Source organism: Kitasatospora sp. NPDC127121 (assembly GCF_042677305.1).
Lineage (GTDB): Bacteria > Actinomycetota > Actinomycetes > Streptomycetales > Streptomycetaceae > Kitasatospora.
The window spans coordinates 1-24,463 of record NZ_JBHXTQ010000047.1 but is presented as its reverse complement, the minus strand read 5'-3'; the positions used below and the strand labels follow the sequence as shown (position 1 = coordinate 24,463).

Sequence of the window (24,463 nt, the reverse complement as noted above, 5' to 3'; positions counted from 1 at the left end):
ACAGCAGAAAACCCGGCAACCCCGAGGGGGGTGCCGGGCTCTGCGCGAAGGGCCTGAGAGCGGTCCGGGAGCGGTCCCAGGCTCGGCCCTACAGCTTGCCCGCCGCCTCGGCGCGCAGGTCGCGGCGCAGTTCCTTGGGCAGCGAGAAGATCAGGTGCTCCTCGGCAGTCTTGACCGTCTCGACCGTGTCGTAGCCGCGCGCGGCCAGCCACTCCAGCACGCCCTCGACCAGGATCTCCGGGACGGAGGCGCCGCTGGTCAGACCGACCGTGCCGACGCCCTCCAGCCAGGCCTCCTGGACCTCCTCGGCGAAGTCCACCAGGTGGGCGGCCTTGGCGCCGTACTCCAGGCCGACCTCGACCAGGCGGACGGAGTTGGACGAGTTCTTGGAGCCGACCACGATCAGCAGGTCGGTCTCGGGGGCCATCTGCTTGACCGCGACCTGGCGGTTCTGGGTGGCGTAGCAGATGTCGTCGCTGGGCGGGCTGACCAGCGCCGGGAAGCGCTTCTTCAGCTCGCCGACGGTGGCCATGGTCTCGTCCACCGACAGGGTGGTCTGGGACAGCCAGACGACCCTGGACTCGTCCCGGACCCGCACGTTGGCGACGTCCTCGGCGCCGTCCACCAGGTGGATCCGGTCCGGGGCCTCGCCCATCGTCCCGACGACCTCCTCGTGGCCCTCGTGGCCCACCAGCAGGATGTCGAAGCCCTCGTCGGCGAAGCGCACGGCCTCCTTGTGCACCTTGGTGACCAGCGGGCAGGTGGCGTCGATGGTGGCCAGCCGGCCGGCCTTCGCCTCGTCGTGGACGGCCGGCGCGACGCCGTGCGCGGAGAAGACCACGATCGAGCCCTCAGGCACCTCCTCCGTCTCGTCGACGAAGATCGCGCCCTTCTTCTCCAGGGTCTGCACCACGTACTTGTTGTGGACGATCTGCTTGCGGACGTAGATGGGCGCCCCGTACTGCTCCAGGGCCTTCTCCACGGCGATCACGGCGCGGTCGACACCCGCGCAGTAGCCCCGGGGGGCGGCGAGCAGGACACGGCGCGGCGCGGTGTTGGACATGGCTCCATCGTACGGGCGGCGCCGAGCCGCGCCGACGGGAGGCGCTTTCCGGACAGACCCGGTCGTCGGTGCTCAAATGTGGTGTCTATGAGCTCTGCGAACGGGCAAACGGAACCGGGCGGCCTGCGCCGCAGCCTGAGCGTCCGCGACCTGATGGTCTACGGCCTGCTGTTCATCGCTCCGATGGCACCGGTCGGCGTGTTCGGCGTCCTGGACGCCAGGAGCCACGGCGCCGTCGCCACCGTCTACCTGGCCGCGACCGTCGCGATGGGCTTCACCGCCTTCTCGTACGCCCAGATGGTGCGCGCGGTGCCGCAGACCGGCTCGGTGTTCGCCTACGCGCGGGCCGGGCTGGGCGAGGGGCCCGGGTTCATCGCCGGCTGGATGGCGATGCTCGACTACCTGCTGATCCCGGCGGTCGCCTACCTGTTCTCCGGGATCGCGCTGAACTCGCTGGTGCCCGGGGTCTCCCGCTGGGTCTGGACGGCGCTCGCGGTGGTGCTGACCACCGCGCTCAACCTGATCGGCGTACGGACGGCGGCCGTGGTCGGCTTCGCGGTGCTCGCCCTGGAGATCGCGGTGCTGGCGGTGTTCGTCGCCGCGGCCGTGGTGGCCCTGGTCCAGGGCGGCGCCCGGCGCGGCTGGGACACCCCGTTCACCGCCGTCGGCGCCTTCTCGCTGACCGCGGTGATCTCGGCCGTGTCCGTCGCGGTGCTCTCCTACCTGGGCTTCGACGCGATCGCCACCTTCGTTGAGGAGGCGGTCGGCGCCTCGGCGGCGGTGGCCCGGGCCGTGCTCTGGTGCCTGGCACTGGCCGGGGTGCTGTTCGTCACCCAGACCTACCTGGCGGCACTGCTGGAGCCGCTGGGCCCGCAGCAGCTGGCGGCCGACCCGGCGGCGCAGGGCTCGGCCTTCTACGACACGGTGGAGAGCGGGGTCGGGCACTGGCTGCACGTCCTGGTGGCGGCCAGCAAGGCGATCGGCGCGGCCTTCGCGGCACTGGCCGGGCAGGCGGCGGCCGGGCGGCTGGTCTACGCGATGGGCCGGGAGGGACGGCTGCCGCGCGTTCTCGGCACGGTCGACCCGGCCACCGCGGTTCCGCGCCGGGCGCTGCTGGCGGCCGCGGTGATCACGATGGCCGCGGCGGTCTGGGCGGCCAACCGGGACGACGGGCTCGACCAGCTGACCTCGGTGGTCAACGTGGGCGCGCTGACCGCCTTCGCGCTGCTGCACGCCTCGGTGATCGGCTGGTACACGGTGCGGCACGGCTCCCGGGACCGGGTGCGGCACCTGCTCGTCCCAGCCCTGGGGATCGCGGTGATCGCCGCGGTGGTCTACGAGGCCTCGCCGACCGCGCAGCTCGTCGGGCTGATCTGGCTGGCGGTCGGGCTGGTGGTGCTGGGCGTCCAGGGCTCCCCCGCTCCGGGCGGCCGGCGCCGATAGGGCCTGTCCGGCGGATGTTGCCGGATCAGACCGCGGCGTTGGGGTGCGTACATCGCAAGGCGGAGGAGGGAGTCCATGCGGAGCATCGGCGACCGACGACAACGCGGCGAGGTGCGTGCCCCGGCGTCGCGGGCCCGGCAAGATCCGCCGGACAGGCCCTAACCTCATACGCATGGCCAACACCAGCTCCCCCGAAGCCCCGATCCCGGTCGGCAAGGTCTCCGCGCTGATCGGCGGCTGGATCGACCGGCTCGGCGCGGTCTGGGTGGAGGGGCAGATCACCCAGCTCAGCCGCCGGCCGGGGGCGGGCGTGGTGTTCCTGACCCTGCGCGACCCGCAGGCGGACGTGTCGCTCACAGTGACCTGCTTCCGCTCGGTGTTCGACCAGGTCGCGGACGTGGTGCAGGAGGGCGCGCGGGTCGTCGTGCACGCCAAGCCGGAGTGGTACGCGGCGCGCGGGCAGCTGTCGCTGCGGGCCTCGGAGATCCGGCCGGTCGGGCTGGGCGAGCTGCTGGCCCGGCTGGAGCAGCTGAAGCGGCGGCTCGCCGGGGAGGGCCTGTTCGCGGCCGAGCGCAAGCGCCCGCTGCCGTTCCTGCCGCAGTGCGTCGGGCTGGTCACCGGGCGCGGCTCGGCGGCCGAGCGGGACGTGCTGGAGAACGCCCGGCGGCGCTGGCCGGCCGTCCGCTTCGAGGTGCGCAACGTCCCGGTGCAGGGGGTCAGCGCGGTGGAGCGGGTGAGCGCGGCCGTCCGGGAGCTGGACGAGCACCCCGAGGTGGACGTGATCATCGTGGCCCGCGGCGGCGGCAGCGTCGAGGACCTGCTGCCGTTCTCGGACGAGGGGCTGGTGCGGCTGGTCGCGGCCGCCCGTACGCCGGTGGTCAGCGCGATCGGCCACGAGCCGGACCAGCCGCTGCTGGACTTCGTCGCCGACCTGCGCGCCTCCACCCCGACCGATGCCGCCAAACGGGTGGTTCCGGACGTCGGCGAGGAGCTGGCCAAGGTCCGCCTGCTGCGGGACCGTGCCCGGCGGCACGTCCTCGGCCGGGTCGAGCGCGAGCAGCACGGGCTGGACGGCGTGCGCAGCCGCCCCGCGCTGGCCGCCCCGCACCGGATGCTGGACGGGCGCGGCCAGGAGGTCACCGCGCTGCTGGAGCGGGCCCGGCGCACCCTGCGGCACCGGCTGGACCACGCGCAGAGCGACCTCGGGCACACCCTCGCCCGGGTGGTCGCGCTGTCCCCGGCGGCCACCCTGGAGCGCGGCTACGCGGTGCTCCAGCGGACGGACGGCACGGTGGTGACCGACCCGGCGCAGGTCACGGCCGGCGAGGGGCTGCACGCCCGGGTCGCGGGCGGGGCCTTCGACGTCGCGGTGGCGGACGGTCAGGGCTCGTAGGAACGCCCTGCGCCGCGGTGGCGGACGGTCAGGGCTCGTAGGAACGCCCTGCGCCGCGGTGGACGACGGTCAGGCCTCGTAGGAACGCTGCCGGGAGAGCGCGATGGAGTGCTCGCCGAAGCCGAGGCTGCGGTAGAGCGCCTCGCCGCCACTGCTGGCGTGCAGGTCGATCCGGCCGACCCGCTGGTCGTCGAACCAGTCCAGCAGCGCCTCGGTGCAGGCCCGGGCGTAGCCGCGCAGCCGGTGGCCGGGGTCGGTGCAGATGTTGAAGACGAAGCCGAACCGGCCGTTCGGGTTTCCCGGCGCGGGCAGCCGGTGCTCCAGCGTGCCGACCGCGCAGGCGGCGAGCCGGCCGGGCCGTCGCGGATCGTCCACCACGAAGGACGGCATGGTCAGTTCCCCGGCCGGGGCGGCGAGGCGCTCGCGCAGCATCCGCTCGGCGGTGGCCTGCCAGGGCCCCGGCCCGGTCAGGCCGGCCATGCTGGGCATCGATTCGAACATCAGGTCGCGCAGCCGGACGAGCTCGGGGGCGTCGGCCGGGGCGGCGGGTCGGACCGTGATCATGCGGCGGAGGGTAGCGCCGCCGGCCGGCCGGACGCATCCGATTTCGCCCCGCCGCCTCACCCGCTGCTTTCGCCTCGCTGCTTTCACCCCGCCGAGGCCGTTCCGGCTTTCGCCCCGCCGCGGCCGTTCCGTCGGTGCCGCGCCGGCTCTGTCGGCTCCAGCCCCTACGCTGGCACGCATGGCAGAGCAGCAGGAGCAGCAGGACGCGGCGGCACCAACCCCGGACGACGCGCTGGGCTACGAGCACGCCCGGGACGCGCTGCTGGAGGTGGTCCGGCAGCTGGAGAACGGCGGGACGTCGCTGGAGGAGTCGCTGGCGCTGTGGGAGCGCGGCGAGCAGCTGGCGAAGGTGTGCCAGCGCTGGCTGGACGGCGCCCGGGCCCGGCTGGACGCGGCGCTGGCCGCCGAGGAGGACGGGGCCGCGGGCGGGGAGTGACGCGGCTCACAGCGGGCCGGGGAATCGTTGAATCTTCACCCATGTTGAGATGGTGTGACCGGCCACGGCCGGTCAATCCGACGAACCCCCCTCCCGCATGAGGTGCAGACAAGCATGACCACCGACGCCCTGGTACTCGACGCCGCCGCTCAGGACCTGCTGTTCCGCGAGGCCCGCACCGCGAACACCTTCACCGACGAGCCGGTGACCGAGGAGCAGGTCCAGGCCATCTACGAGCTGGTCAAGTACGGCCCGACCGCCTTCAACCAGCAGCCGCTGCGCGTCGTCCTGGTCCGCTCGACCGAGGGCCGCGAGCGCCTCGTCCAGCACCTGGCGGACGGCAACAAGGCCAAGACCAGCACCGCCCCGCTGGTCGCCATCCTCGCCGCGGACAACGAGTTCCACGAGGAGCTGCCGACCCAGTTCCCGCACTTCCCGCAGGCCAAGGACGTGTTCTTCTCCGAGCGCACCGTCCGTGAGCGCTCCGCCTCGCTGAACGGCGCGCTGCAGGCCGCCTACTTCATCATCGGCGTGCGCGCCGCCGGCCTGGCCGCCGGCCCGATGACCGGCTACGACGCCGAGGGCATCAACAAGGAGTTCTTCGGCGACGGCGAGCACTCGGTGCTGGCCGTGGTCAACATCGGCAAGCCGGGCGACGAGGCGTGGTTCCCGCGCTCGCCGCGCCTGGCGTACGACCAGGTCGTCACCACGGTCTGATCCGCCGCACGCGCGAGGGCCCGCACCGGTTCGTCCGGTGCGGGCCCTTTCCGTATGCGCACGGGGGCGTACGGGGTCGTACGGGCGCGTCCGCGGGGCGTCCGCGGGGGCGTACGGAGCCGCTCCCCCCGGGGCGGCCCAGGGGGGCGGGCTACTTGAGCGCCTGGGCCAGCTCGGCCAGTTCCTCGTAGGAGGCGGTGCCGGTGAGCACGGTGGTCGCGTCACCGGTCTGCACGGTCAGGGCGCGGGACTTCTCGCCCTGCACCCGCTCCCAGGTGCGCCCGGCTACCTCGGAGGTGCCGTCCGGCTTGCCGCCCGCGATCTTGTCGGCCAGCAGCGCGTCGCGCGGGACGTCGCTCTGCTCGACCGCCGCGTACTGGCCGGACGGCGTGACGAAGCCCAGGTGCCAGGCGTTGCCCTTGCCCTTGCTGATCGCGGCCGGCTGGTAGCCGACCGAGGTGGCCCGCCACTGGTCGGACAGCCCGTCCGGGGAGAGCAGCGGGTACGGCGCGCCGCGCTTCGCGGAGGCCGCCGCCACCTTGTACTCGACCACGTGCACCGGGTCGCTGTTCGCGTCGTGCGGAAGGAACAGGTACCCGATCCAGACCACGGCGCCGACCGCCAGCATCGACAGGACCATGTCCCGTACGGTCTCCCGGCCCCTCATGCGTTTGCTCTCTCCAGCCACCCCCACATGGTGACTCATCCCTACGGCGGTACGGCCACCCGGGGTGCCCGCGTACGGGTGAAGCGGGACGAACCGACCAGGTCGGGCGCCGGGTGGCGACCCGCGCCACAGACAGTCATCCCATAGGCAGATACGATCGCAGGACCCTCACCACGGCGTTCGACCAGGCAGTAGTCGGGCGCTTACTGGCCGTCGCGTACAGAGAGGTAACGACGATGACCACGCAGTACCCGAACCACCTTCCCAGCGCCCTGGAGGTCGCGCCCGAGGCTCCGGACCGGAACCTCGCGCTCGAACTCGTCCGGGTCACCGAGGCGGCCGCGATGGCCGCCGGCCGGTGGGTCGGCCGTGGCGACAAGAACGGCGCGGACGGCGCCGCCGTCAAGGCGATGCGCACCCTCGTCTCGACCGTCTCGATGAACGGCGTAGTCGTCATCGGGGAGGGCGAGAAGGACGAAGCCCCGATGCTCTACAACGGCGAGCGGGTCGGCGACGGCACCGGCGCCGAGTGCGACGTCGCGGTCGACCCGGTCGACGGCACCACGCTCACCGCCAAGGGCATGAACAACGCCGTCGCCGTCCTGGCCGTCGCCGACCGCGGCACCATGTTCGACCCCAGTGCCGTGTTCTACATGGACAAGCTGGTGGCCGGCCCCGAGGCCGCCGAGTTCGTCGACATCACCGCCCCCGCGGCCGTCAACATCCGCCGGGTCGCCAAGGCCAAGGGCAGCGCCGTCGAGGACGTCACGGTCGTCGTCCTCGACCGCCCGCGCCACGACGGCCTGGTCCGGGAGATCCGCGAGGCGGGCGCCCGGATCAAGTTCATCTCCGACGGCGACGTGGCCGGCGCCATCATGGCCGCCCGCGAGGGCACCGGCGTCGACCTGCTGATGGGCATCGGCGGCACCCCCGAGGGCATCATCGCGGCCTGCGCCATGAAGTGCATGGGCGGCGTCATCCAGGGCCGACTGTGGCCCAAGGACGACGCCGAGCGGCAGAAGGCCCTCGACGCCGGCCACGACCTGGACCGGGTGCTCACCACCGACGACCTGGTCAGCGGCGAGAACGTGTTCTTCGTCGCCACCGGCATCACCGACGGCGAGCTGCTGCGCGGCGTGCACTACCGCCAGGAGACCGCCACCACCAGCTCGCTGGTGATGCGTTCCAAGAGCGGCACGATCCGCGAGATCAACTCCGTCCACAAGCTGTCGAAGCTGCGGGCCTACAGCGCGATCGACTTCGACCGCGCCAACTGACACCGGGCGACCGCACCCGCGGCCTCGGCGGAATCCCCCTCCGCCGAGGCCGCGGCGCGTCCGGCCCGGGGCACACCCGGAGCCCCGTCAACCCGCTATCCGCCGCTGCCCCGCGACCACCCTGGTCGCCTCGCGCAGCTCCGACTCCCGGCGGCGGCGCCGGGCCAGCACCACCCGCCGCTCGGCGGCCGTCAGCCCGCCCCAGACCCCGTACGGCTCCGGCTGCGCCAGCGCGTGCTCGCGGCACTCCAGCAGCACCGGACACCGGGCGCACACCTGCTTCGCCTGCTCCTCGCGCGACAACCGGGCCGCCGTCGGCTCCTTCGAGGGTGCGAAGAACAGCCCCACCTCGTCCCGCCGGCAGGCCGCGCCGGTGTGCCAGGGACTGTCCTCGCCCGAGGACGCGCCCTGGGCGACGGTCCGGGAGCCCTGGCCGCCCGGGGGGTGCGGCTGCGGACTGCGCTCCAGCAACTGCGCGGCGGCGACGGGCGAGGTGGTGCGGGACTCGATCGGATGCAGCACGGCCGTACTCCTGACGAGACTCTCGGACACGGGGAAGCTCGCTCCCCTGCCCGGCTGCGAGCCCCCGCTGTCCAACCCCGAGTCGGCCGCTGGGCCGCCTCCGGTGCGCAGCCGTACAAGAAGCGATGTGCGGAAGGAACTACCCCGCCCGCCCGTGATTCATGCACACTGCACGCAATCGACTACGGAGCGCACCGGGGACAACGCAGAACGCCCGGCCGGGAGTTGATCCCCGGCCGGGCGTTCGACCCGCCAACCCCGGCTACTCGGTGCCGAGTTGCTTGCGCACCCACTCCTTGAGCTTCTTGCCCCGGCGCGGCTTGGCCTCGCAGCCGCCGAACACCGCGACGCCCTTGACCCGGACCACCGGCGCGTACGGGTCCGCCGCCGTCTGCTCCTTGACGTCGAATCCGCCGAAGATGCCGACGCCACCGCCGTGCAGGCTCACGTTCTCCGGCACCCGGATCTCGACGCCGCCGAACAGCGCCGTCACCTCGATCTCCACCTCGGGCGACTCGAACACGGCGTCGGTCAGGTCGATCTCCACCCCGCCGAACGCCGCGAACGCCTTCAGGTGCGACCCCACCCGCCAGCGGCCCTTGCGGGACGAGCCGCCGAAGATCGCCACCATCGACGGCGACTCCTGGCGCGCGGGCGGCAGCGCCGGCGTCACCGCACGCGGCGCCGGGGCCTCCAGCGGCGGCTTCTCGAACGACAGCGGCCGGTGGCCCGGCAGGTCCCTGGTCAGCGGCACCAGATCGCCGAAGGTCTTGGCGGCGTACGCGGCCCCGATCCGGTCCGCGTGCTCGTCCGCGTCCAGCCGGCCCTCGGCGTAGGCGTCCCGCAGCAGCTCCGCGATCCGCTCGCGGTCGGCGTCCGACACCCGCATCTCCGCCTGCGCCACCGGGGCGTGCGCCGGCTGGGTCTTCTGCTCCGGCAGCGGCCGGAGTTGCGGCTGCGGCTCGGGCCGGGTCTCGGGCTTGGTCATCGGTACGGGCGCCGGCACGGACGGCTGCCCCGGATCGTCCTGCGACGGCGAGTTGTCCACGGCCCAAGACTAGTCGCTCGCACGTGCGCCCGAGTGAGCCCGGTCACGCAGGCTGCCCTGTCCGCGTGCGACACGGAGCCGGGTCCTACCCTTGAGGGTGCTTCGCCGACGCAGCCGGACCACTGGAAACCTAAGGACCGCCCCCATGGCTCCCACGCCAGACTTCGAGTACAGCGACCTGCTCCCCCTGGGCGCTGACCCGACCCCGTACCGCAAGCTGACCTCCGAGGGTGTCTCCACCTTCGAGGCCGGCGGTCGCACCTTCCTCCAGGTCGAGCCCGAGGCGCTGCGGCTGCTCACCGCCGAGGCGATGCACGACATCTCGCACTACCTGCGCCCCGCCCACCTCGCCCAGCTGCGCCGCATCCTGGACGACCCGGAGGCCAGCCCGAACGACCGCTTCGTCGCGCTCGACCTGCTGAAGAACGTCAACATCTCGGCCGGCGGCATCCTGCCGATGTGCCAGGACACCGGCACCGCCATCGTCATGGGCAAGCGCGGCCAGAACGTGCTCACCGAGGGCGGCGACGAGTCGGCCATCGCGCGCGGCGTCTTCGACGCGTACACCAAGCTCAACCTGCGCTACTCCCAGATGGCCCCGGTGACCATGTGGGACGAGAAGAACACCGGCAACAACCTGCCGGCCCAGATCGAGCTGTACGCCACCGACGGCGGCGCGTACAAGTTCCTCTTCATGGCCAAGGGCGGCGGCTCCGCCAACAAGTCGTACCTGTACCAGGAGACCAAGGCCATCCTGAACGAGGCGAGCATGCTCTCGTTCCTGGAGCAGAAGATCCGCTCCCTCGGCACCGCCGCCTGCCCGCCGTACCACCTGGCGATCGTGATCGGCGGCACCAGCGCCGAGTTCGCGCTCAAGACCGCCAAGTACGCCTCCGCGCACTACCTGGACAACCTGCCGACCTCCGGCGACGCCAAGACCGGCCACGGCTTCCGCGACCTGGAGCTGGAGGCGAAGGTCACCGAGCTGACCCAGAAGATCGGCATCGGCGCCCAGTTCGGCGGCAAGTACTTCTGCCACGACGTGCGGGTCGTCCGCCTGCCGCGCCACGGCGCCTCGCTGCCGGTCGCCATGGCCGTCTCCTGCTCCGCCGACCGCCAGGCGCTCGGCAAGATCACCGCCGAGGGCGTCTTCCTGGAGCAGTTGGAGACCGACCCGGCCAAGTACCTGCCGGACACCACCGACGAGCACCTGGACGACGACGTCGTGCGCGTCGACCTCGACCAGCCGATGTCCGCGATCCGCGCCGAGCTGTCCAAGTACCCGGTCAAGACCCGGCTCTCGCTCACCGGCACCCTGGTCGTCGCCCGCGACATCGCCCACGCCAAGATCAAGGAGCGCCTGGACGCCGGCGAGGGCATGCCCAAGTACCTCCAGGACCACCCCGTCTACTACGCCGGCCCGGCCAAGACCCCCGAGGGCTACGCCTCCGGCTCCTTCGGCCCCACCACCGCCGGCCGGATGGACTCCTACGTCGACCAGTTCCAGGCCGCCGGCGGCTCCATGGTCATGCTCGCCAAGGGCAACCGCAGCAAGCAGGTCACCGACGCCTGCGCCGCCCACGGCGGCTTCTACCTCGGCTCCATCGGCGGCCCGGCCGCCCGCCTCGCCCAGGACTGCATCAAGAAGGTCGAGGTCCTGGAGTACGCCGAGCTCGGCATGGAGGCCGTCTGGCGCATCGAGGTCGAGGACTTCCCGGCCTTCATCGTGGTCGACGACAAGGGCAACGACTTCTTCCGCGAGACCACCGAGGGCCCGCTGATCACCAGCCTCCGGGTCCGCTCCAAGGAGTAACCGCCCCGGCCTCCCCAGCCGCCCCCGCCTCCTCAACCGCCCCGGCCGCGTTCGTCGCGACCGGGGCGGCCGCGTTGCGCGTGCTCACGCGTCGAAGTCGTACTCCAGGACGTAGGAGGCGGCGTCGAGGATCATCTCGTTGAGCTCGACGACCTGGCCCTCGTCGGCGAAGGCGGTGCGGCAGATCAGGATGACCGGGGTGCCCGCCGACAGCTCCAGGCGGGCCGCCTCCTCCGCGCCGGGCATCCGGGAGCGGACCTCCTCGCGGAAGTGGACGGGCTTCGCGCCGATCTCGGCCAGCCGGGCGTAGGTGCCGCCCGGGCCGGTGTCCTCGCGGGTGATGGCCGTGCCGGCGACCAGGCCGGCCGGCAGGTAGGAGGTCGACAGCAGCACCGGCTTGCCGTCCAGCACGAAGCGGCGGTGCCGTACGCACATCGACGCGCCCGGATCCACTCCCAGCACCCGGGCGACGTGCTCCGGCGCGCCCCGTTCGGTGACGGACACCTGGTCGACCACCAGCAGGCGGTTGTCGATGTCCGCCGACCATATCGACCGGCCCGAGCCCCACTGCCCCTGCGCCAGCCGCTGGATCCCGCGCCGGCGCAGCGGCCGGAAGTCCCGGACGAAGACCCCGGCTCCCCGGCGCGCCTCGGCGATGCCCTCGCTCTGCAGCACGCCGAGCGCCTGGCGGGCGGTCATCCGGGCCACACCGTACTCGTCCATGAGGTCGTTCTCGCCCGGCAGCCGGTCACCCGCGCGGTACCGGCCGTCGTCGATGGCCGCCTTCAGCGTGTCGGCGATCCGTTGGTACTTGGGCTGTTTGTCGCCACTGCTGCCGGTCATCGCCGCTCCCTCTCCCTCGGACAAATCGTAGGCGCGACCGCGGCGGACGGTAAGCGGCTACGACTGTTGACATCTCTAGAGATATTAGCTTCTCTAGAGATGCTGGGTAGTCGCCGAGCACCACACACACGGACAGCGACCAGGGCGCGGCCCCCACCCGGCGCCGCACCCGCACCAGAACAGCGAGGAGCAGTGCGGTGAGCACCCGTCAGCGCGACTCCGCGGCCTACCGGCCGCACGTGGGTGAACTCGTCCTCGACCGGAGGACCGGACGCACCGGCATCTACATGGACACCATCGGCGGGGAGCACTACCTGCGCCCCGAGGGCGGCGGCCTCGAATGGACCGCCGAACCCGGACGGGTCTCGCCCGTTCCCGGGCCCCGCGATTCAGCCGAATACGATCTTCCGCGCTAATTGCGGCAAAAAGCACGCAAACAGCAGCATTCCCACCCGCAATCCCCCCGAGTGAATCCGGAATTCCGGAACGCCCCGCACCCACCGTCGGGCACGTTACGGATATCGCCGGTCACCATGAGTGCACCACGGGCTGGATTCGGCCACCGGGCGGGCACCGGTGCCGAATGGGGAACGCCCAAAACCCACAGCGCCCCCGTGCCCGGACCGGGACACGAGGGGCACGGGGCCTACGGCCGGACCGGCTTACGGGTGGCCGGAGATCATGCCTTCCGGCTCGTACCGCTTGCCCGGCCCGCCCGTGGCCGGCGCGACGGGCTCCACCACGTGCGCGGCCTCGTCCCCGAACAGGTCGTTCTCGATCGCCGCCTTCTGCGCGTCGGACGGCGCGGTGTACTCGGTCGTGTTCGAGGACGCGGCCACCGCGCCCTCGACAGCCTTGCCCGCCTCCACAGCGACGGCCGGGGCATCCGTCGTCGCCGCGTTCTCGGGCGCCGACGCCACCGGGGTCTCGCTCTGGTCGTTGGCCATTGGGCGGCCGCCTTTCGGTCATCAAATGTGTCTCGCCCGACCTCCGTGGCACGGGCGTGCGGACAGTATCGTAGGGTTGATTAAATGTCCGATAAACACCGTGCGGCTTGCGCTGCCGTCCGGCAGAGTCGGGCGTCCGCCTAAGCTGAAGCACCACGGCGGACCGCCGAGCGCCCTTTCACGGAATCGACACCACAGGCCATCGGGGGACTTTCATGGAGTTTCGGGAGACGCCGCAGACCTCTGCGCTGCGCTTCCAAGTCCTCGGTCCGGTCCAGGCCTGGCTCGACGGCAAGCCCCTTTCCCTCGGATCCCCCCAGCAACAGGCAGTTCTGACCACCCTTCTGCTGCATTCCGGACGCCCGGTCACCACACAGGACCTGGTCGACGCGCTCTGGGGCGAGCGCCACCCGGCCCAGGCGGTGGCGGCACTGCGCACCTACGTCTCCCGCCTGCGCTCCGTCATCGAGCCCCGGCGGGAGGTGCGCCGGCCCTCCGAGCTGCTGATCTCGGTCGCCGACGGCTACGCGCTGCGCATCCCGGGCGAGGCCCTCGACCTGACGGTCTTCGAACGGCTCTCCGCCGAGGCCGCGGCCGCCCGGGCCGCGGGCGACAAGCACGAGGCGCACCGGCTGCTGGCACGGGCGCTGGACCTGTTCAGCGGCCGACCGCTCACCGGCATCCCCGGCCCCTACGCCGACACCCAGCGGCTGCGGCTCGCCGAACGACAGGTGGCCGCCGCCGAGGAGCTGTGCGCCGTCGCCCTCGACATCGGCCTGCACGCCGAGATCGTCGGCGAGCTGAACAGCCTGACGGCCGAACACCCGCTGCGCGAGCGCCTGAGCGAGCTGCTGATGCTGGCGCTGTACCGCTGCGGGCGCCAGGCCGAGGCGCTCGGCGTCTACACCGACACCCGCAAGCTGCTGATCGAGGAGCTCGGGGTCGAACCCGGTGCCGGCCTGTCCGCGATGCACGCCCGCATCCTGGCGGCGGACCCGACGCTCGCCCTCCCGGCCGTACCGGCCCCGGTGAGCCGCGAGGACGGTCCGGCCGCTCCCCCGGCGCCCGCCCAACTCCCGGCCGACGTATCGGACTTCAGCGGCCGCACCGACCTGGTGAGCGACCTCTCGACGGTCCTGATGAACGCCACCGGCCAGGCCGTGGTGGTGACTTCGCTGGCCGGTATCGGCGGGGTCGGGAAGACCACCCTCGCCGTCCACGTCGCCCACCGCGTCCGCGGCGAGTTCCCGGACGGGCAGCTGTACGTCGACCTGCGCGGCGCCGGCACCTCGCCGGCCGACCCGGTGGCCGTCCTGGGCGACTTCCTGCACGCGCTCGGCGTCACCGACAGCCCCGACTCCCTCGAACAGCGCGCCGCCCTCTACCGGTCGCTGCTCGCCAGCCGGCGGATGCTCATCCTGCTCGACAACGCGCGCGACGCCGAGCAGATCCGGCCGCTGATCCCCGGCGTCTCCGGCTGCGCCGTGCTCGCCACCAGCCGCTCCCGGCTGGCCGGCATCCCGGGTGCGCAATTGTTCGACGTCGAGGAGCTGACCCCGAACGAAGCGCTGGCGCTGTTCTCGGCCATCGTCGGCGAGCAGCGGGTCGCCGCCGAACCGGAGGCGGCCATGCAGGTGGTCACCGCCTGCGGGTTCCTGCCGCTCGCCGTCCGCATCGCCGCCGCCCGGCTGGCCAGCCGTCCGCGCTGGAGCGTCTCCGACCTGGCCAGACGGTTAGCCGACCAGCGGCGGCGACTGGACGAACTCCAACTCGGCAACCTCGCCGTGGAGACCACCATCGGACTCGGCTACGGCCAGCTCTCGGCGGACGAGGCCCGCGCCTTTCGGCTGCTCGCCCTGATCGACTCCCCTGACATCCCGCTGCCCGCCGCCGCGGCGCTGCTCGGCGCGAACGAGTACACCGCCGAGGACCTCGCCGAAGCGCTGGTCGAGGCGAACATGCTGGAGTGCTTCACCCCCGGCCGCTACCGCTACCACGACCTGCTCCGGCTCTACGCCCAGCGGCAGAACGAGCGGATCGGCGACACCACGGAGCAGGAGCGGGCGGTGCTGCGCCTGCTCGACCTGCTGATCCCGACCGTCCGCAACGCGGCCCAGGTGATCGAGCCCGACGACCAGCTCCCGGAACCGCTCAACCCCCTGGGCTCGTCAGGCCTGGACCTGCCGACGAGCCAGGACGCCCGGCAGTGGCTGCGGACGGAGATCACCTTCCTGCTCAGCGCCGTCGAGGCGGCCGTGCGAGGACCGGACTTCGTGCTGCGCCCGGCCGTCGACCTGCTGATCGTCCTGAACAGCCTGGTCACGGATCCCACGCACGGCTCCCGGATGCGCCGGTTCCTGGTGACCGCCGAGCGCAACGCCGCCGCCTACGGAGACGCTGCCGCCCTGGCCCGGGTGCACTTCGCCTTCGGCACACTGCAGTCGATCACCAATGACTTCCAGGGCGCCGAACAGTCGCTCCGCAAGAGCCTGAGCCTTCAGCGCTCCGACGACATGACGATCCTGCGGTCGGCGGCGAGCAACGACCTGGGGATCATCCTCAGCCTGACGAACCGCCCCGCCGAGGCCATCCCGCTCTTCGAGCAGGCCCTGGGCATCAGCCGGGTGGTCCGCGTTCCGATCAACGAAGCCCGGCTGCTCGGCAACATGGCGCGGGCACAGCTCAAGCTGGGAGACACCGAGACCGCTGTCCGCTCGGTCATCGAGGCGGTGGCGACGGCCCGGACGTCGAGCAACGGCCCCTGCCTCGCCGACACCCTGTACCAGACCGGTGTGGTGCTCGCCTCCACCGACGAGCCGAGGGCGGCGGTGGGCTACCTGCGAGAGGCCCACCAGCTGTTCCAGGCCCAGCAGAATCCGCTCTGGGAGGGCTACACCCTCGCCCGCCTGGCCTCCGCCCTGCTCGCCGCCGGACAGCACGCCGAGGCGGCCGAGGCGGCCGGCGAGTCGCTCGTGATCGCCCAGGAACTGGACGCCGCCTACTGCCAGGGCCTCGCGAACGCCACCCTCGGCGAGGCGCTACTGGCGCTGGCGCAGCCCGCCCGCGCGCTCGCCTGCCTGCGCGAGGCGCACGCGATCTTCACGCGGCTCGGTGTGCCGGAGGCCTCCCCCGTGGCGGACCTCATTTCCCAACAGCACACCGAGCCTCCCCCATCTTCCCCAGCGCCGTAGGTCTCCGCCCCCCGGCAGAGCCCCTACCCCCGTTGTGCGCGTCGGCGCCCCCGCAGCCCCCCGGCTGCGGGAGCGCCCTCAACGCTTCCCCGGCGCTGGACTCCACTCTGCACTCCGGCGATTGACGTTCGATAAACGCCCGACGGCCGGCCCTCGGCCCGGCGAAACCGCAGCTCAGCCGTTCCACCACGGCGCGCCATGCGGCGCGCGGAGCCCGCGCGCACCACCCCCGCCCGCACCGTCGTGCTTCCGCAACCCCGTCCACACCGGCCCAAGCATGACGAGTTGGCTGGAAAGGGACCCCATGGCGCAGAGATCACGCATATTCTCAGATGCCAGTACACACACGAGTGTCTGCCGGCAACGTGTGGGCCGGCGAGGCAGGACGGGCGCCGGGGCGGACGGCATCCCGCTCCCGTGCGGCCGCGTGCAGCCGGCCGGAGGCCACGGGTGGAAGGGTGCCTCTCAATCGTGACGACCGGACAGATATCCGACTCGTTCCCCGTCGACGAGGACGCGGGAGACGACGGGCCCGACGTGCGGCGGCGCCGGGCGGCGCGTGCCCTGCAAGCCGTCGCCTTCGACACCATCGGCGCCGGGTACGGCGAGGCGTTCCCGGCCAAGGACGGGCAGCTGGCCTGCGGACGGCAGCTGCTGGCCGAGCTCGAACCCGGCGCGCGGGTGCTGGACGTGGGCTGCGGCACCGGGGACCCGACGGTCCGGCAGCTGGTCGCGGGCGGGCTGCGGGTGACCGGGATAGACCTCTCGGACGTGATGCTCTCGCTGGCCCGGCAGGCCCGGTTCCCGGGCGAACACCCGCCGGAGTTCCATCGGATCGACCTGTTCGATCTGGCCACCGAGCGCGCCGGGCAGGTCTGGAACGCCCCCGGACTGGGACCGCTGGGCAAGGACGGGTTCGCCGCCGTCACCGCGTTCTTCTCGCTGATCCTGCTACCGCAGGACGAGATCCCGACCGTGCTCGCACGGCTGCGCGAACTCCTCCGGCCGGGCGGACTGCTGGCGCTCGGTATGGTCGAGGCGGATCTGGATCACGTTCCGCTTCCGTTCCTTGGCAGAGAGCTGCGGATCAGTGGGTACCTGAGGGAGGATCTGGAGCGGGTTCTCGTCACGGCGGGCTTCACCGTCGAGGAGTGCTCGGGGCATCCGTACGCGCCGGCCAGCACCACGCTGCCGCCGGAGGAACAGCTGTTCCTGTGCTGTCGACGCGTCGGCTGACCCACCGGACGGCAGCAGGGCCCGCCAGCAGGACACCGCAGACCACCACAGAGACCACACCGAATCCAGGACAGGCAGCCGTGCGCGACCAGCTCAAGACCGAGGGCGGACAGCCGCCTGCCGTCCCGGGCCAGCGCGGCCTGCCCCTGGCACCAGCTTCAGCACCGGTGCCGGCACCGGCACACCAACCGACCGCGCGCCCGGAGCGCGAGGACGTGGCCGGCCGGCTCGGCTACCTCGACCTGGCCACCCGGCGGATCAACAGCGCGCTCGACCTGTCCGCGACGCTGCGCAACATCGGCCGGGTGCTCGTCCCCACGCTGGCCGACGCCGCCGTGGTCCACCTGCGCGATCCGCTGCCCAACGTCGAGCGCGAGCCCGGCTTCCCGGACGAGCTGCGGATCCACCACAGCACCGGCACCCGGATCGGGCGGCGCGGCCGGCCCAGCGGAGCAGACGACCGGCACCGCTCCCGGTACGGCTCCCGCTCCACCGCCGACACCGGCCCCGCCACCCCGGTGACCCGCGGCGGGGCGCTCGCGCACGCCCTGCTGAGCCGCCGCCCCGCCGAGTCCGCGGTGCTCGGCTCGCCCGGCGCCGAACGCACCGAGGCACTGCTGCGTGAGCTGTACGGCACCCGCGGGCTGGCCCGGCTGGCCGCGGGCACGTCGGTGCTGGCCCTGCCGCTGCGCGGCCGCAAGGCCGTGCTCGGCCTGCTGGTGCTGATCCGCCGCCCTCCTGAACGCACCGGCCGGCCCGCCTTCGACGCCGCCGACACCGCGACCGCCGCGCACCTCGCCACCCAGGCGGGGCTGGCGGTGGACACCGCCCTGCGGTACGCCCGCGAGTGGGAGATAGCCAACGAACTCCAGCGCAGCATGCTGCCGTTGCGCCTGCCGCAGCCGCACGGCGTGCGCCTCGCCCAGCGCTACCTGCCGGGCGAGCGCGGCGCGCAGGTCGGCGGCGACTGGTACGACGCCGTGCCACTGCCCGGCAACCGGGTCGCCCTGATCGTCGGCGACGTGATGGGCCACTCGCTCACCTCGGCCGCCATCATGGGCCAACTGCGCACCAGCGCCCAGACCCTGGCCGCCCTCGACCTGCCCCCGCACGAGGTGCTCTACCACCTGGACGAGCAGGCCCAACGGCTCGGCCGCGAACAGCACCTGGCGACCTGCGTGTACGCGGTGTACGACCCGATCGCCAACCGGGTGGTACTGGCCAACGCCGGGCACGTCCCGCCCGTCCTGGTCCGGCCGGACGGCACCGCCGAGTTGGTGGAACTGGACTCCGGGGCCCCGATCGGGGTCGGCGGGGTGGACTTCAACTCGGTCGAGCTGCCCGCCCCGCCCGGCTCGGCCCTGCTCCTGTTCACCGACGGCCTGGTGGAGACCCGCAGCCGCCCGATCAGCGACGGCCTGGAGGTGCTCCGCGCCCGGATCGCCGCCGCCCGCTGGCAGTCCCCCGAGCAGTTGTGCCAGGAGGCGCTGCGGATCCTGCCGCCCGGCGACCGCGGCGACGACATCGCCCTGCTGGGCGCGTGCTTCGACGGCATCCCGGCCGGGGACGTCGCGCACTGGTACCTCCAGCCGCGCAACGAGACGCCCGGCCGGGCCCGCCGGCTGGCCGCCCACACGCTGCGCCGCTGGGGGCTCGGCGAGCTCAGCGAGGCGACCGAGCTGATGATCAGCGAGCTGGTGACCAACGCCGTCCAGCACGCGACCCGCCCGGTCACCCTGAGCCTGGTGCGCACCACCCGGCTGCGCTGCGAGGTCGGCGACGACAGCCCGCTGCTGCCGCGGCCGCGCCGTACCGGGCCGGAGGACGAACGCGGTCGCGGCCTGCAGATAGTGGCCCGGTGCGCGGACCGCTGGGGCGCCACCCGGCTGGGCACCGGCAAGGTCGTCTGGTTCGAGCAGCGACTGCCCCAGCCGCCCGTCGAGTCGCGGCTGCCGTAACCGCCCGGCCGCTCGTCGAGCCACGGCTGCCGCGGCTCGACGGGTGGCTGCGGGCGCCCGGGAGCGGTTCAGACCCCGGCGGGCTCCTTCGCCGGCTGCTCCGCCGGCTCCAGCCGCGCGATCAGCTGCTCGCCCTCCATGTCGACCCGCGGCACGACCTTCTCCAGCCGCTTCGGGAACCACCAGGCGGCCTTGCCGAACAGCGCCATCGCGGCCGGCACCAGCGCCATCCGCACCACGAAGGCGTCCACCAGCACGCCCACCGCGAGGGCGAAGCCGATCGGCTGCACGATCGGGTCGTGGCCGAAGACGAACGAGCCGAACACCGACACCATGATCAGCGCCGCCGCCGTGACCACCCGGGCGCCGCCGCGCACCCCGGCCACCACGGCGTCCCGCGGCGCCTTCCCGTGGACGTACTGCTCCTTCATCCCGGAGACCAGGAACAGCTCGTAGTCCATCGCCAGCCCGAACAGCACGCCGATCAGCAGGATCGGCACGAAGCTCACCACCGGCCCGACCTTCGGCACGTCGATCAGGCCGTCCAGCCAGCCCCACTGGTAGACCGCGACCACCGCGCCGAGCGAGGCGGTGATGCTGAGCAGGAAGCCGGCCACCGCCTTGAGCGGGACGAGCACCGAGCGGAACGCCAGCGCCAGCAGCACCACCGCGATGCCGACGATCACCGCGAGGAACGGCGGCAGTGCCTGGCCGAGCTTGGTGGAGACGTCGATGTTGGCGGCGGTGGTGCCGGTGACGGCGATGTCCGCGCCGGTCGAGGTCTTGAGCGGCGCGCGCTGGTCGCGGATCTCGTTGACCAGTGTCCTGGTGCCGGCGTCGTCCGGTCCGGTCTGCGGGATGACGGTCAACAGGGCGGTGCGACCGGCCTGGTCGACGGCCGGGGGCAGCAGTGTCCGCACGCCCGGCAGGGTCTGCAGCCTGGCCGCCACCCCCTGCACCGCCTGCTCCGGCTGCGGCGCGCCCCCGGCGTCCACGACGACCACCAGCGGCGCGTTGAAGCCCGGCCCGAAGCTCTCGCCGACCAGGTCGTAGGCCTTGCGCGCATCGGTGCCGGCGGCCTGCGAACCGCCGCCCGGCAGGCCGAGCTGGAGGCTGGCGGCGGGCACCGCGAGCAGGCCCAGTCCGGCCAGTCCGACGAGCAGCACGGCCAGCGGGCGGCGGACCACGAAGCGGCCCCAACGCTCGCCCAGGGTGGTGCGGCCGCCGGTGCGCAGCGCCCGCTTCCAGACCGGCAGCCGGTCGATGGCGCGGCCGGCGAAGCCGAGCAGCGCGGGCAGCAGCGTGATCGCGACCAGGACGGCCACCACGACGGCGCCGGAGGCGGCCAGGCCCATCACGGTCAGGAAGGGGACGCCGGCGACGGCGAGCCCGGCGAGCGCCACGACGACGGTGAGGCCGGCGAAGACGACGGCGCTGCCGGCGGTGGCGGTGGCGCGGGCGGCGGCCTCGTCCGGCTCCAGGCCCTCGTCCAGGTGGCGGCGGTGCCGGGAGAGGATGAACAGCGCGTAGTCGATGCCGACGGCGAGACCGACCATCAGGGCCAGCACCGGCGCGGTGGTGATGATCTCGAACGAGCCGGACAGCGCCATGATCGCGGCCATCGCCACGCCGACCCCGACCAGGGCGGTCAGCAGCGGCAGCCCGGCGGCGACCAACGAGCCGAGGGTGATCACCAGGACCACCCCGGCGATGGCCAGACCGATCGCCTCGCCGCCGTCGACCTGCGCCATCCGGTTGTACGCGTCGCCGCCGAAGGCGACGTCCAACCCGGCCGCGCGGGCCGGTTCGGCGGCGGCCTTGACGGCCTCGCGCTGCTGGTCGGTGACGTCGGCGAGCTTGTGGTCGAAGGAGACCAGGGCGATAGCGACCCGGCCGTCCGGTGAGACGGCGTGGGTGGCGTACGGGTCGGGCACCGCGGCCACGCCGGGGACGGCGGCGATCCGGGCGACCGTCTCGCTGACCGCCCTGCCCGCCTCGGGCGTAGTGGCGCCGCCGGGCGCGGGGGCCGCGAAGACGACCTGGGCGGAGCCGTGGCCCTGCTCCGGGAAGGTGTCCTTGATCCGGTCCAGGGTGGTCTGCGCCTCGGTGCCCGGCACCTTGAACTCGTCGCTGGTCTTGCCGGCGAAGGCACCCGCGGCCCCGCCGATCGCGATCAGCACGGCGATCCAGACCGCCAGCACCGCCCGCCGTCTCCGGAAGCAGTAGCGGCCCAGTCGGTAGAGGTACGCGGCCATGGGTGACCCCTCGGTCAGATCGTCGGACAGGCAGGTGCCTGAACAGGTCGCGGTCCACCGTACGCGCAACCTTGTCAGGCGACAAAGTTAGTCGACAGAATCGAGCGACAGAATCTCTCGACGCAGTTGTCCGACCATGGCGATACCCTGGCTGGATGGCTCATGTCCCCGCCTCCGAACGCCGACCGCAACTGGTCCAGGCCGCCCTCGACCTGATGACCCGGGAGGGGGTCGCCGCCGGCAGCACCCGGGCGATCGCGGCCGAGCTGGGCGTGGCGCAGGCGACGGTGCACTACACCTTCGGCACCAAGAAGGACCTCTACCGGGCCGTCGTCGAGCAGCTGACCGCCGAGTTCATCGGCCACGTCCGCGCCGCCTACCCGGGCGACGGCTCCTTCGGCGAGCAGGTCGCCACACTGGTCCACGCGCTCTGGGAGAGCTCGACCGGCACGGACGGGCGCTGCCTGCTGCTGAGCGAGTTCGCGGCGCTGGCGATGCGCGACCCGGACCTCCAGGAGATCATGCGGGCGCTCCAGCACGGGATCGAGCGCACCGCGGCGGAGATGCTCACCACCCTCGCCGAGGCGCACGGCCTCGAACTGGCCACGCCCGCCGAGGAGATCGCCGTCCACTTCCTCACCGGCTTCGACGGCCTCACCGACCGCTACCTGGCCCTGCGCGCGCCCGGCGAGCAGCCCGACCACGGCACCCTGCGGGCCCTGGACCTGCTGGTGGCCACCACGGTCGGACTCTGCCTCGGCGCCCCGGCGAAGCCGTAACCCCGTAAGGCCGCAGGCCGCTAGGAGGCGATCCGGACCGGGAGTTCAGCCAGCACCTCGCGCAGCGCGGCCGCGAAGCGCTCGTACTCGGCGCTGCGGGCCGAGCCCGGGCGGGTGGCCAGCCCGATCCGGCGACCGGGGGTCGGGGCGGCGAAGCGGACGGCGGCCAGCCGGTCGGTGCGGCCGGCCTCGACGTCCAGCGCGGTGGCGGGCAGCAGCGTCACCCCGAGGCCGCCGGCGACCAGCTGGACCAGGGTGGACAGGCCGGCCGCGCGGGTGGTGGAGCCCCCGGGATCGGCGCCGACCTCACGGCAGATGTCGAGGGCCTGGTCGCGCAGGCAGTGGCCCTCCTCCAGCAGCAGCACGTCCAGGTCGAGCAGCACGTCGCGCGGGACGTCGATCCGCCCGGCGAGCGGGTGGTCGGGCGGGGTGACCAGGACGAAGTCCTCGTCGAACAGCGGGATGTCGCGGGTCGGCGAGGTGCCGCCGGCCGGGAGCGCGAGCAGCAGGACGTCCAGCCGCCCGGCGGCCAGCCCCTCCAGCAGCGCGGGGGTGCGCTCCTCGTGGACGTGCAGTTCCAGCTCCGGGAAGCGGTCGCGGACCAGCCGCAGCACGGTGGGCAGCAGGTAGGGCGCGACGGTCGGGATGACGCCGAGGTGCAGCGGCCCGGTGAACGGGCGGCGGGCGGCCTCGACCTCCTCGGTGAGGGCTTGCAGCGAGGCGAGCACCCGGCGTGCGTGCTCGCGCACGCGCTCACCCAGGGGGGTGATAATCACCCTGCGCGTCGTACGCTCGACCAGCTGCGCGCCCAGCGACTCCTCCAGTGCCGCGACCGCCCCGGACAGGGCCGGCTGGCTGGTCCCGGTGGCGGCGGCGGCCTCCCGGAAGTGCCGGTGCTCGGCGACCGCGAGGAAGGCCTTGAGCTGGGCGACGGTCGGCGCCCGGGGGCTGCGGACTGTGGCGCTCGCCACAGCGGCCTCGGGTTTGGCGGCGGCACCCCTGCGGGGGCGGGGCCGCGACGTGGGCGGTTCGGTACTGATAGCCATCTCCGATCAGACACATCAAGTGTAGCTATTTCCCTGATCAGTCCACGATGTGGAACCGTAGGACGTGTCCGGAATCCGGACAAAACTCCCCTCAGTCTCACTTCAGGAGAAGCGAACGTGCTCACGATCGGTGACAAGTTCCCCGAGTTCGAACTCAACGCCTGCGTCGACCTGGACGCCGCGAACGCCTTCGCCGAGATCAACCACAAGTCCTACGAGGGCAAGTGGAAGATCGTCTTCTTCTGGCCGATGGACTTCACCTTCGTCTGCCCGACCGAGATCGCCGCGTTCGGCAAGCTGAACGACGAGTTCGCGGACCGCGACGCCCAGATCCTCGGCGTCTCCGGCGACTCCGAGTTCGTGCACCACGCCTGGCGCAAGGACCACAAGGACCTGCGCGACCTGCCCTTCCCGATGCTGGCCGACGTCAAGCACGACCTGATGCGCGCCTGCGGCGTCGAGGGCGCCGACGGCACCGCCCAGCGCGCGGTGTTCATCGTCGACCCGAACAACGAGATCCAGTTCGTCATGGTGACCGCCGGCTCCGTCGGCCGTAACCCCAAGGAGGTCCTGCGGGTGCTGGACGCCCTGCAGACCGACGAGCTGTGCCCGTGCAACTGGACCAAGGGCGAGGACACCCTCGACGCCCAGGCCCTGCTGGCGGGCTGACCCATGGCCCTCGACGACCTGAAGGCCGCCCTCCCGGACTACGCCAAGGACCTCAAGCTCAACCTGGGCTCGGTCATCGGCAACTCCGACCTCCCCGCCCAGCAGCTCTGGGGCACCGTGCTGTCCTGCGCGATGGCCACCCGCAGCGCCGCCGTGCTGTGTGAGCTGGAGCCCGAGGCCAAGGCCAACCTCTCCCCGGAGGCGTACACCGCCGCCAAGGGCGCGGCCGCGATCATGGGGATGAACAACGTCTACTACCGGACGCTGCACCTGCTCTCCGACAAGGAGTACAGCACGATGCGGGCCGGTCTGCGGATGAACATCATCGGCACCCCGGGCGTCGAGAAGGTCGACTTCGAGCTCTGGTGCTTCGCCGTCTCGGCCATCAACGGCTGCGGCCAGTGCCTCGACTCGCACGAGGCCGTGCTGCGCAAGGCCGGTGTCGAGCGCGAGGTCGTCCAGGCCTCGATGAAGATCGCCGCCGTCCTCCAGGCCGTGGCGGGCGTCCTCGACTCCGAGGCCGCCCTCGCCGCCGCCGGCGCCTGACGGACCCCGCACCAACGCCGACGGGCCCTCCCGGACACCATGTCCGGGAG

General features: G+C 72.7%; 22 protein-coding genes. 13 read left to right on the top strand and 9 right to left on the bottom strand.

Going from position 1 to position 24,463, the window contains the following annotated elements; genetic code table 11:
• Window positions 1–88: 88 nt before the first annotated feature.
• Complete coding sequence (locus ACFVHI_RS22755) at window positions 89–1,063, bottom strand: 4-hydroxy-3-methylbut-2-enyl diphosphate reductase (protein ID WP_063347973.1); 975 nt, start codon at window positions 1,061–1,063, stop codon at window positions 89–91.
• A gap of 87 nt (window positions 1,064–1,150) precedes the next feature.
• Between ACFVHI_RS22755 and ACFVHI_RS22750 the strand changes: the two genes are divergently transcribed.
• Window positions 1,151–2,506: an APC family permease gene (locus ACFVHI_RS22750; protein WP_380342090.1), complete on the top strand. Its 1,356-nt coding sequence runs from the start codon at window positions 1,151–1,153 to the stop codon at window positions 2,504–2,506.
• A gap of 172 nt (window positions 2,507–2,678) precedes the next feature.
• Window positions 2,679–3,899, top strand: coding sequence for an exodeoxyribonuclease VII large subunit (gene xseA, locus ACFVHI_RS22745; protein ID WP_063347975.1), 1,221 nt, complete (start codon window positions 2,679–2,681; stop codon window positions 3,897–3,899).
• Between the two features lie 69 nt (window positions 3,900–3,968).
• Here the strand turns inward: xseA and ACFVHI_RS22740 are convergent, their stop codons facing one another.
• Window positions 3,969–4,463 carry a GNAT family N-acetyltransferase gene (locus ACFVHI_RS22740; protein WP_380342086.1) on the bottom strand — a complete coding sequence of 165 codons (495 nt, stop codon included), beginning with the start codon at window positions 4,461–4,463 and terminating at the stop codon, window positions 3,969–3,971.
• A gap of 178 nt (window positions 4,464–4,641) precedes the next feature.
• On the opposite strand from ACFVHI_RS22740, the gene ACFVHI_RS22735 reads away from it, so the two are divergent.
• Both ACFVHI_RS22735 and ACFVHI_RS22730 read left to right on the top strand, forming a co-directional pair.
• Window positions 4,642–4,899, top strand: coding sequence for an exodeoxyribonuclease VII small subunit (locus ACFVHI_RS22735; RefSeq protein WP_063347976.1), 258 nt, complete (start codon window positions 4,642–4,644; stop codon window positions 4,897–4,899).
• Window positions 4,900–5,013: 114 nt separating this feature from the next.
• The gene (locus ACFVHI_RS22730) at window positions 5,014–5,616 is read left to right on the top strand and encodes a malonic semialdehyde reductase (RefSeq protein WP_063347977.1); all 603 of its coding nucleotides are present in this window, start codon (window positions 5,014–5,016) and stop codon (window positions 5,614–5,616) included.
• 151 nt (window positions 5,617–5,767) lie between these two features.
• Here ACFVHI_RS22730 and ACFVHI_RS22725 read toward each other — a convergent pair whose 3' ends face one another.
• A complete protein-coding gene (locus ACFVHI_RS22725) occupies window positions 5,768–6,283 on the bottom strand; it encodes a DUF4245 domain-containing protein (protein WP_063347978.1) in 516 nt (171 codons plus the stop codon).
• 236 nt (window positions 6,284–6,519) lie between these two features.
• Here ACFVHI_RS22725 and glpX point away from each other — a divergent pair, with 236 nt between their 5' ends.
• Entirely contained in the window at window positions 6,520–7,560 is a 1,041-nt protein-coding gene (gene glpX / locus ACFVHI_RS22720; RefSeq protein ID WP_063347979.1) for a class II fructose-bisphosphatase, read from the top strand.
• 87 nt (window positions 7,561–7,647) lie between these two features.
• Here glpX and ACFVHI_RS22715 read toward each other — a convergent pair whose 3' ends face one another.
• Both ACFVHI_RS22715 and ACFVHI_RS22710 read right to left on the bottom strand, forming a co-directional pair.
• Complete coding sequence (locus ACFVHI_RS22715; RefSeq protein ID WP_380342135.1) at window positions 7,648–8,031, bottom strand: WhiB family transcriptional regulator; 384 nt, start codon at window positions 8,029–8,031, stop codon at window positions 7,648–7,650.
• Between the two features lie 313 nt (window positions 8,032–8,344).
• Window positions 8,345–9,070, bottom strand: a complete 726-nt coding sequence (locus tag ACFVHI_RS22710) for a DUF1707 domain-containing protein (protein WP_380342132.1) — start codon at window positions 9,068–9,070, stop codon at window positions 8,345–8,347.
• A 205-nt stretch (window positions 9,071–9,275) separates the two neighbouring features.
• On the opposite strand from ACFVHI_RS22710, the gene ACFVHI_RS22705 reads away from it, so the two are divergent.
• On the top strand, window positions 9,276–10,943 hold the full coding sequence (locus ACFVHI_RS22705; protein WP_063347981.1) for a fumarate hydratase: 1,668 nt from the start codon (window positions 9,276–9,278) through the stop codon (window positions 10,941–10,943).
• An 84-nt stretch (window positions 10,944–11,027) separates the two neighbouring features.
• Here ACFVHI_RS22705 and ACFVHI_RS22700 read toward each other — a convergent pair whose 3' ends face one another.
• Window positions 11,028–11,786, bottom strand: a complete 759-nt coding sequence (locus tag ACFVHI_RS22700) for a GntR family transcriptional regulator (protein ID WP_063347983.1) — start codon at window positions 11,784–11,786, stop codon at window positions 11,028–11,030.
• A gap of 197 nt (window positions 11,787–11,983) precedes the next feature.
• Between ACFVHI_RS22700 and ACFVHI_RS22695 the strand changes: the two genes are divergently transcribed.
• Window positions 11,984–12,202 carry a hypothetical protein gene (locus tag ACFVHI_RS22695; RefSeq protein WP_063347984.1) on the top strand — a complete coding sequence of 73 codons (219 nt, stop codon included), beginning with the start codon at window positions 11,984–11,986 and terminating at the stop codon, window positions 12,200–12,202.
• Window positions 12,203–12,448: 246 nt separating this feature from the next.
• On the opposite strand, the gene ACFVHI_RS22690 is transcribed toward ACFVHI_RS22695, so the two are convergent.
• Window positions 12,449–12,733: a hypothetical protein gene (locus tag ACFVHI_RS22690; protein ID WP_380342079.1), complete on the bottom strand. Its 285-nt coding sequence runs from the start codon at window positions 12,731–12,733 to the stop codon at window positions 12,449–12,451.
• 215 nt (window positions 12,734–12,948) lie between these two features.
• Between ACFVHI_RS22690 and ACFVHI_RS22685 the strand changes: the two genes are divergently transcribed.
• From ACFVHI_RS22685 to ACFVHI_RS22675, 3 genes are all read left to right on the top strand, one after another.
• On the top strand, window positions 12,949–15,924 hold the full coding sequence (locus ACFVHI_RS22685) for a BTAD domain-containing putative transcriptional regulator (RefSeq protein WP_079135649.1): 2,976 nt from the start codon (window positions 12,949–12,951) through the stop codon (window positions 15,922–15,924).
• Window positions 15,925–16,395: 471 nt separating this feature from the next.
• Window positions 16,396–17,160, top strand: coding sequence for a class I SAM-dependent methyltransferase (locus ACFVHI_RS22680; RefSeq protein ID WP_079135650.1), 765 nt, complete (start codon window positions 16,396–16,398; stop codon window positions 17,158–17,160).
• A gap of 80 nt (window positions 17,161–17,240) precedes the next feature.
• Window positions 17,241–19,118 (top strand): SpoIIE family protein phosphatase, encoded by a 1,878-nt coding sequence (locus tag ACFVHI_RS22675; protein WP_380342075.1) that lies wholly within the window; start codon window positions 17,241–17,243, stop codon window positions 19,116–19,118.
• A gap of 68 nt (window positions 19,119–19,186) precedes the next feature.
• Here ACFVHI_RS22675 and ACFVHI_RS22670 read toward each other — a convergent pair whose 3' ends face one another.
• Window positions 19,187–21,373: an MMPL family transporter gene (locus tag ACFVHI_RS22670; protein WP_380342072.1), complete on the bottom strand. Its 2,187-nt coding sequence runs from the start codon at window positions 21,371–21,373 to the stop codon at window positions 19,187–19,189.
• 155 nt (window positions 21,374–21,528) lie between these two features.
• Here ACFVHI_RS22670 and ACFVHI_RS22665 point away from each other — a divergent pair, with 155 nt between their 5' ends.
• Window positions 21,529–22,152: a TetR/AcrR family transcriptional regulator gene (locus ACFVHI_RS22665; RefSeq protein WP_063347989.1), complete on the top strand. Its 624-nt coding sequence runs from the start codon at window positions 21,529–21,531 to the stop codon at window positions 22,150–22,152.
• Window positions 22,153–22,172: 20 nt separating this feature from the next.
• Here the strand turns inward: ACFVHI_RS22665 and ACFVHI_RS22660 are convergent, their stop codons facing one another.
• Complete coding sequence (locus ACFVHI_RS22660; RefSeq protein WP_063347990.1) at window positions 22,173–23,123, bottom strand: LysR substrate-binding domain-containing protein; 951 nt, start codon at window positions 23,121–23,123, stop codon at window positions 22,173–22,175.
• Between the two features lie 192 nt (window positions 23,124–23,315).
• Here ACFVHI_RS22660 and ACFVHI_RS22655 point away from each other — a divergent pair, with 192 nt between their 5' ends.
• Both ACFVHI_RS22655 and ACFVHI_RS22650 read left to right on the top strand, forming a co-directional pair.
• Entirely contained in the window at window positions 23,316–23,867 is a 552-nt protein-coding gene (locus tag ACFVHI_RS22655) for a peroxiredoxin (RefSeq protein ID WP_063347991.1), read from the top strand.
• A gap of 3 nt (window positions 23,868–23,870) precedes the next feature.
• Window positions 23,871–24,413, top strand: a complete 543-nt coding sequence (locus ACFVHI_RS22650) for an alkyl hydroperoxide reductase (protein ID WP_380342067.1) — start codon at window positions 23,871–23,873, stop codon at window positions 24,411–24,413.
• Window positions 24,414–24,463 lie beyond the last annotated feature (50 nt).

Bases quoted from the DNA above. Each gene is read 5' to 3' on its own strand.
- ACFVHI_RS22755 (WP_063347973.1), bottom strand. From the start codon at position 1,063: ATGTCCAACACCGCGCCGCGCCGTGTCCTGCTCGCCGCCCCCCGGGGC.
- ACFVHI_RS22750 (WP_380342090.1), top strand. From the start codon at position 1,151: ATGAGCTCTGCGAACGGGCAAACGGAACCGGGCGGCCTGCGCCGCAGC.
- xseA (WP_063347975.1), top strand. From the start codon at position 2,679: ATGGCCAACACCAGCTCCCCCGAAGCCCCGATCCCGGTCGGCAAGGTC.
- ACFVHI_RS22740 (WP_380342086.1), bottom strand. From the start codon at position 4,463: ATGATCACGGTCCGACCCGCCGCCCCGGCCGACGCCCCCGAGCTCGTC.
- ACFVHI_RS22735 (WP_063347976.1), top strand. From the start codon at position 4,642: ATGGCAGAGCAGCAGGAGCAGCAGGACGCGGCGGCACCAACCCCGGAC.
- ACFVHI_RS22730 (WP_063347977.1), top strand. From the start codon at position 5,014: ATGACCACCGACGCCCTGGTACTCGACGCCGCCGCTCAGGACCTGCTG.
- ACFVHI_RS22725 (WP_063347978.1), bottom strand. From the start codon at position 6,283: ATGAGGGGCCGGGAGACCGTACGGGACATGGTCCTGTCGATGCTGGCG.
- glpX (WP_063347979.1), top strand. From the start codon at position 6,520: ATGACCACGCAGTACCCGAACCACCTTCCCAGCGCCCTGGAGGTCGCG.
- ACFVHI_RS22710 (WP_380342132.1), bottom strand. From the start codon at position 9,070: ATGACCAAGCCCGAGACCCGGCCCGAGCCGCAGCCGCAACTCCGGCCG.
- ACFVHI_RS22705 (WP_063347981.1), top strand. From the start codon at position 9,276: ATGGCTCCCACGCCAGACTTCGAGTACAGCGACCTGCTCCCCCTGGGC.
- ACFVHI_RS22700 (WP_063347983.1), bottom strand. From the start codon at position 11,786: ATGACCGGCAGCAGTGGCGACAAACAGCCCAAGTACCAACGGATCGCC.
- ACFVHI_RS22690 (WP_380342079.1), bottom strand. From the start codon at position 12,733: ATGGCCAACGACCAGAGCGAGACCCCGGTGGCGTCGGCGCCCGAGAAC.
- ACFVHI_RS22685 (WP_079135649.1), top strand. From the start codon at position 12,949: ATGGAGTTTCGGGAGACGCCGCAGACCTCTGCGCTGCGCTTCCAAGTC.
- ACFVHI_RS22670 (WP_380342072.1), bottom strand. From the start codon at position 21,373: ATGGCCGCGTACCTCTACCGACTGGGCCGCTACTGCTTCCGGAGACGG.
- ACFVHI_RS22665 (WP_063347989.1), top strand. From the start codon at position 21,529: ATGGCTCATGTCCCCGCCTCCGAACGCCGACCGCAACTGGTCCAGGCC.
- ACFVHI_RS22650 (WP_380342067.1), top strand. From the start codon at position 23,871: ATGGCCCTCGACGACCTGAAGGCCGCCCTCCCGGACTACGCCAAGGAC.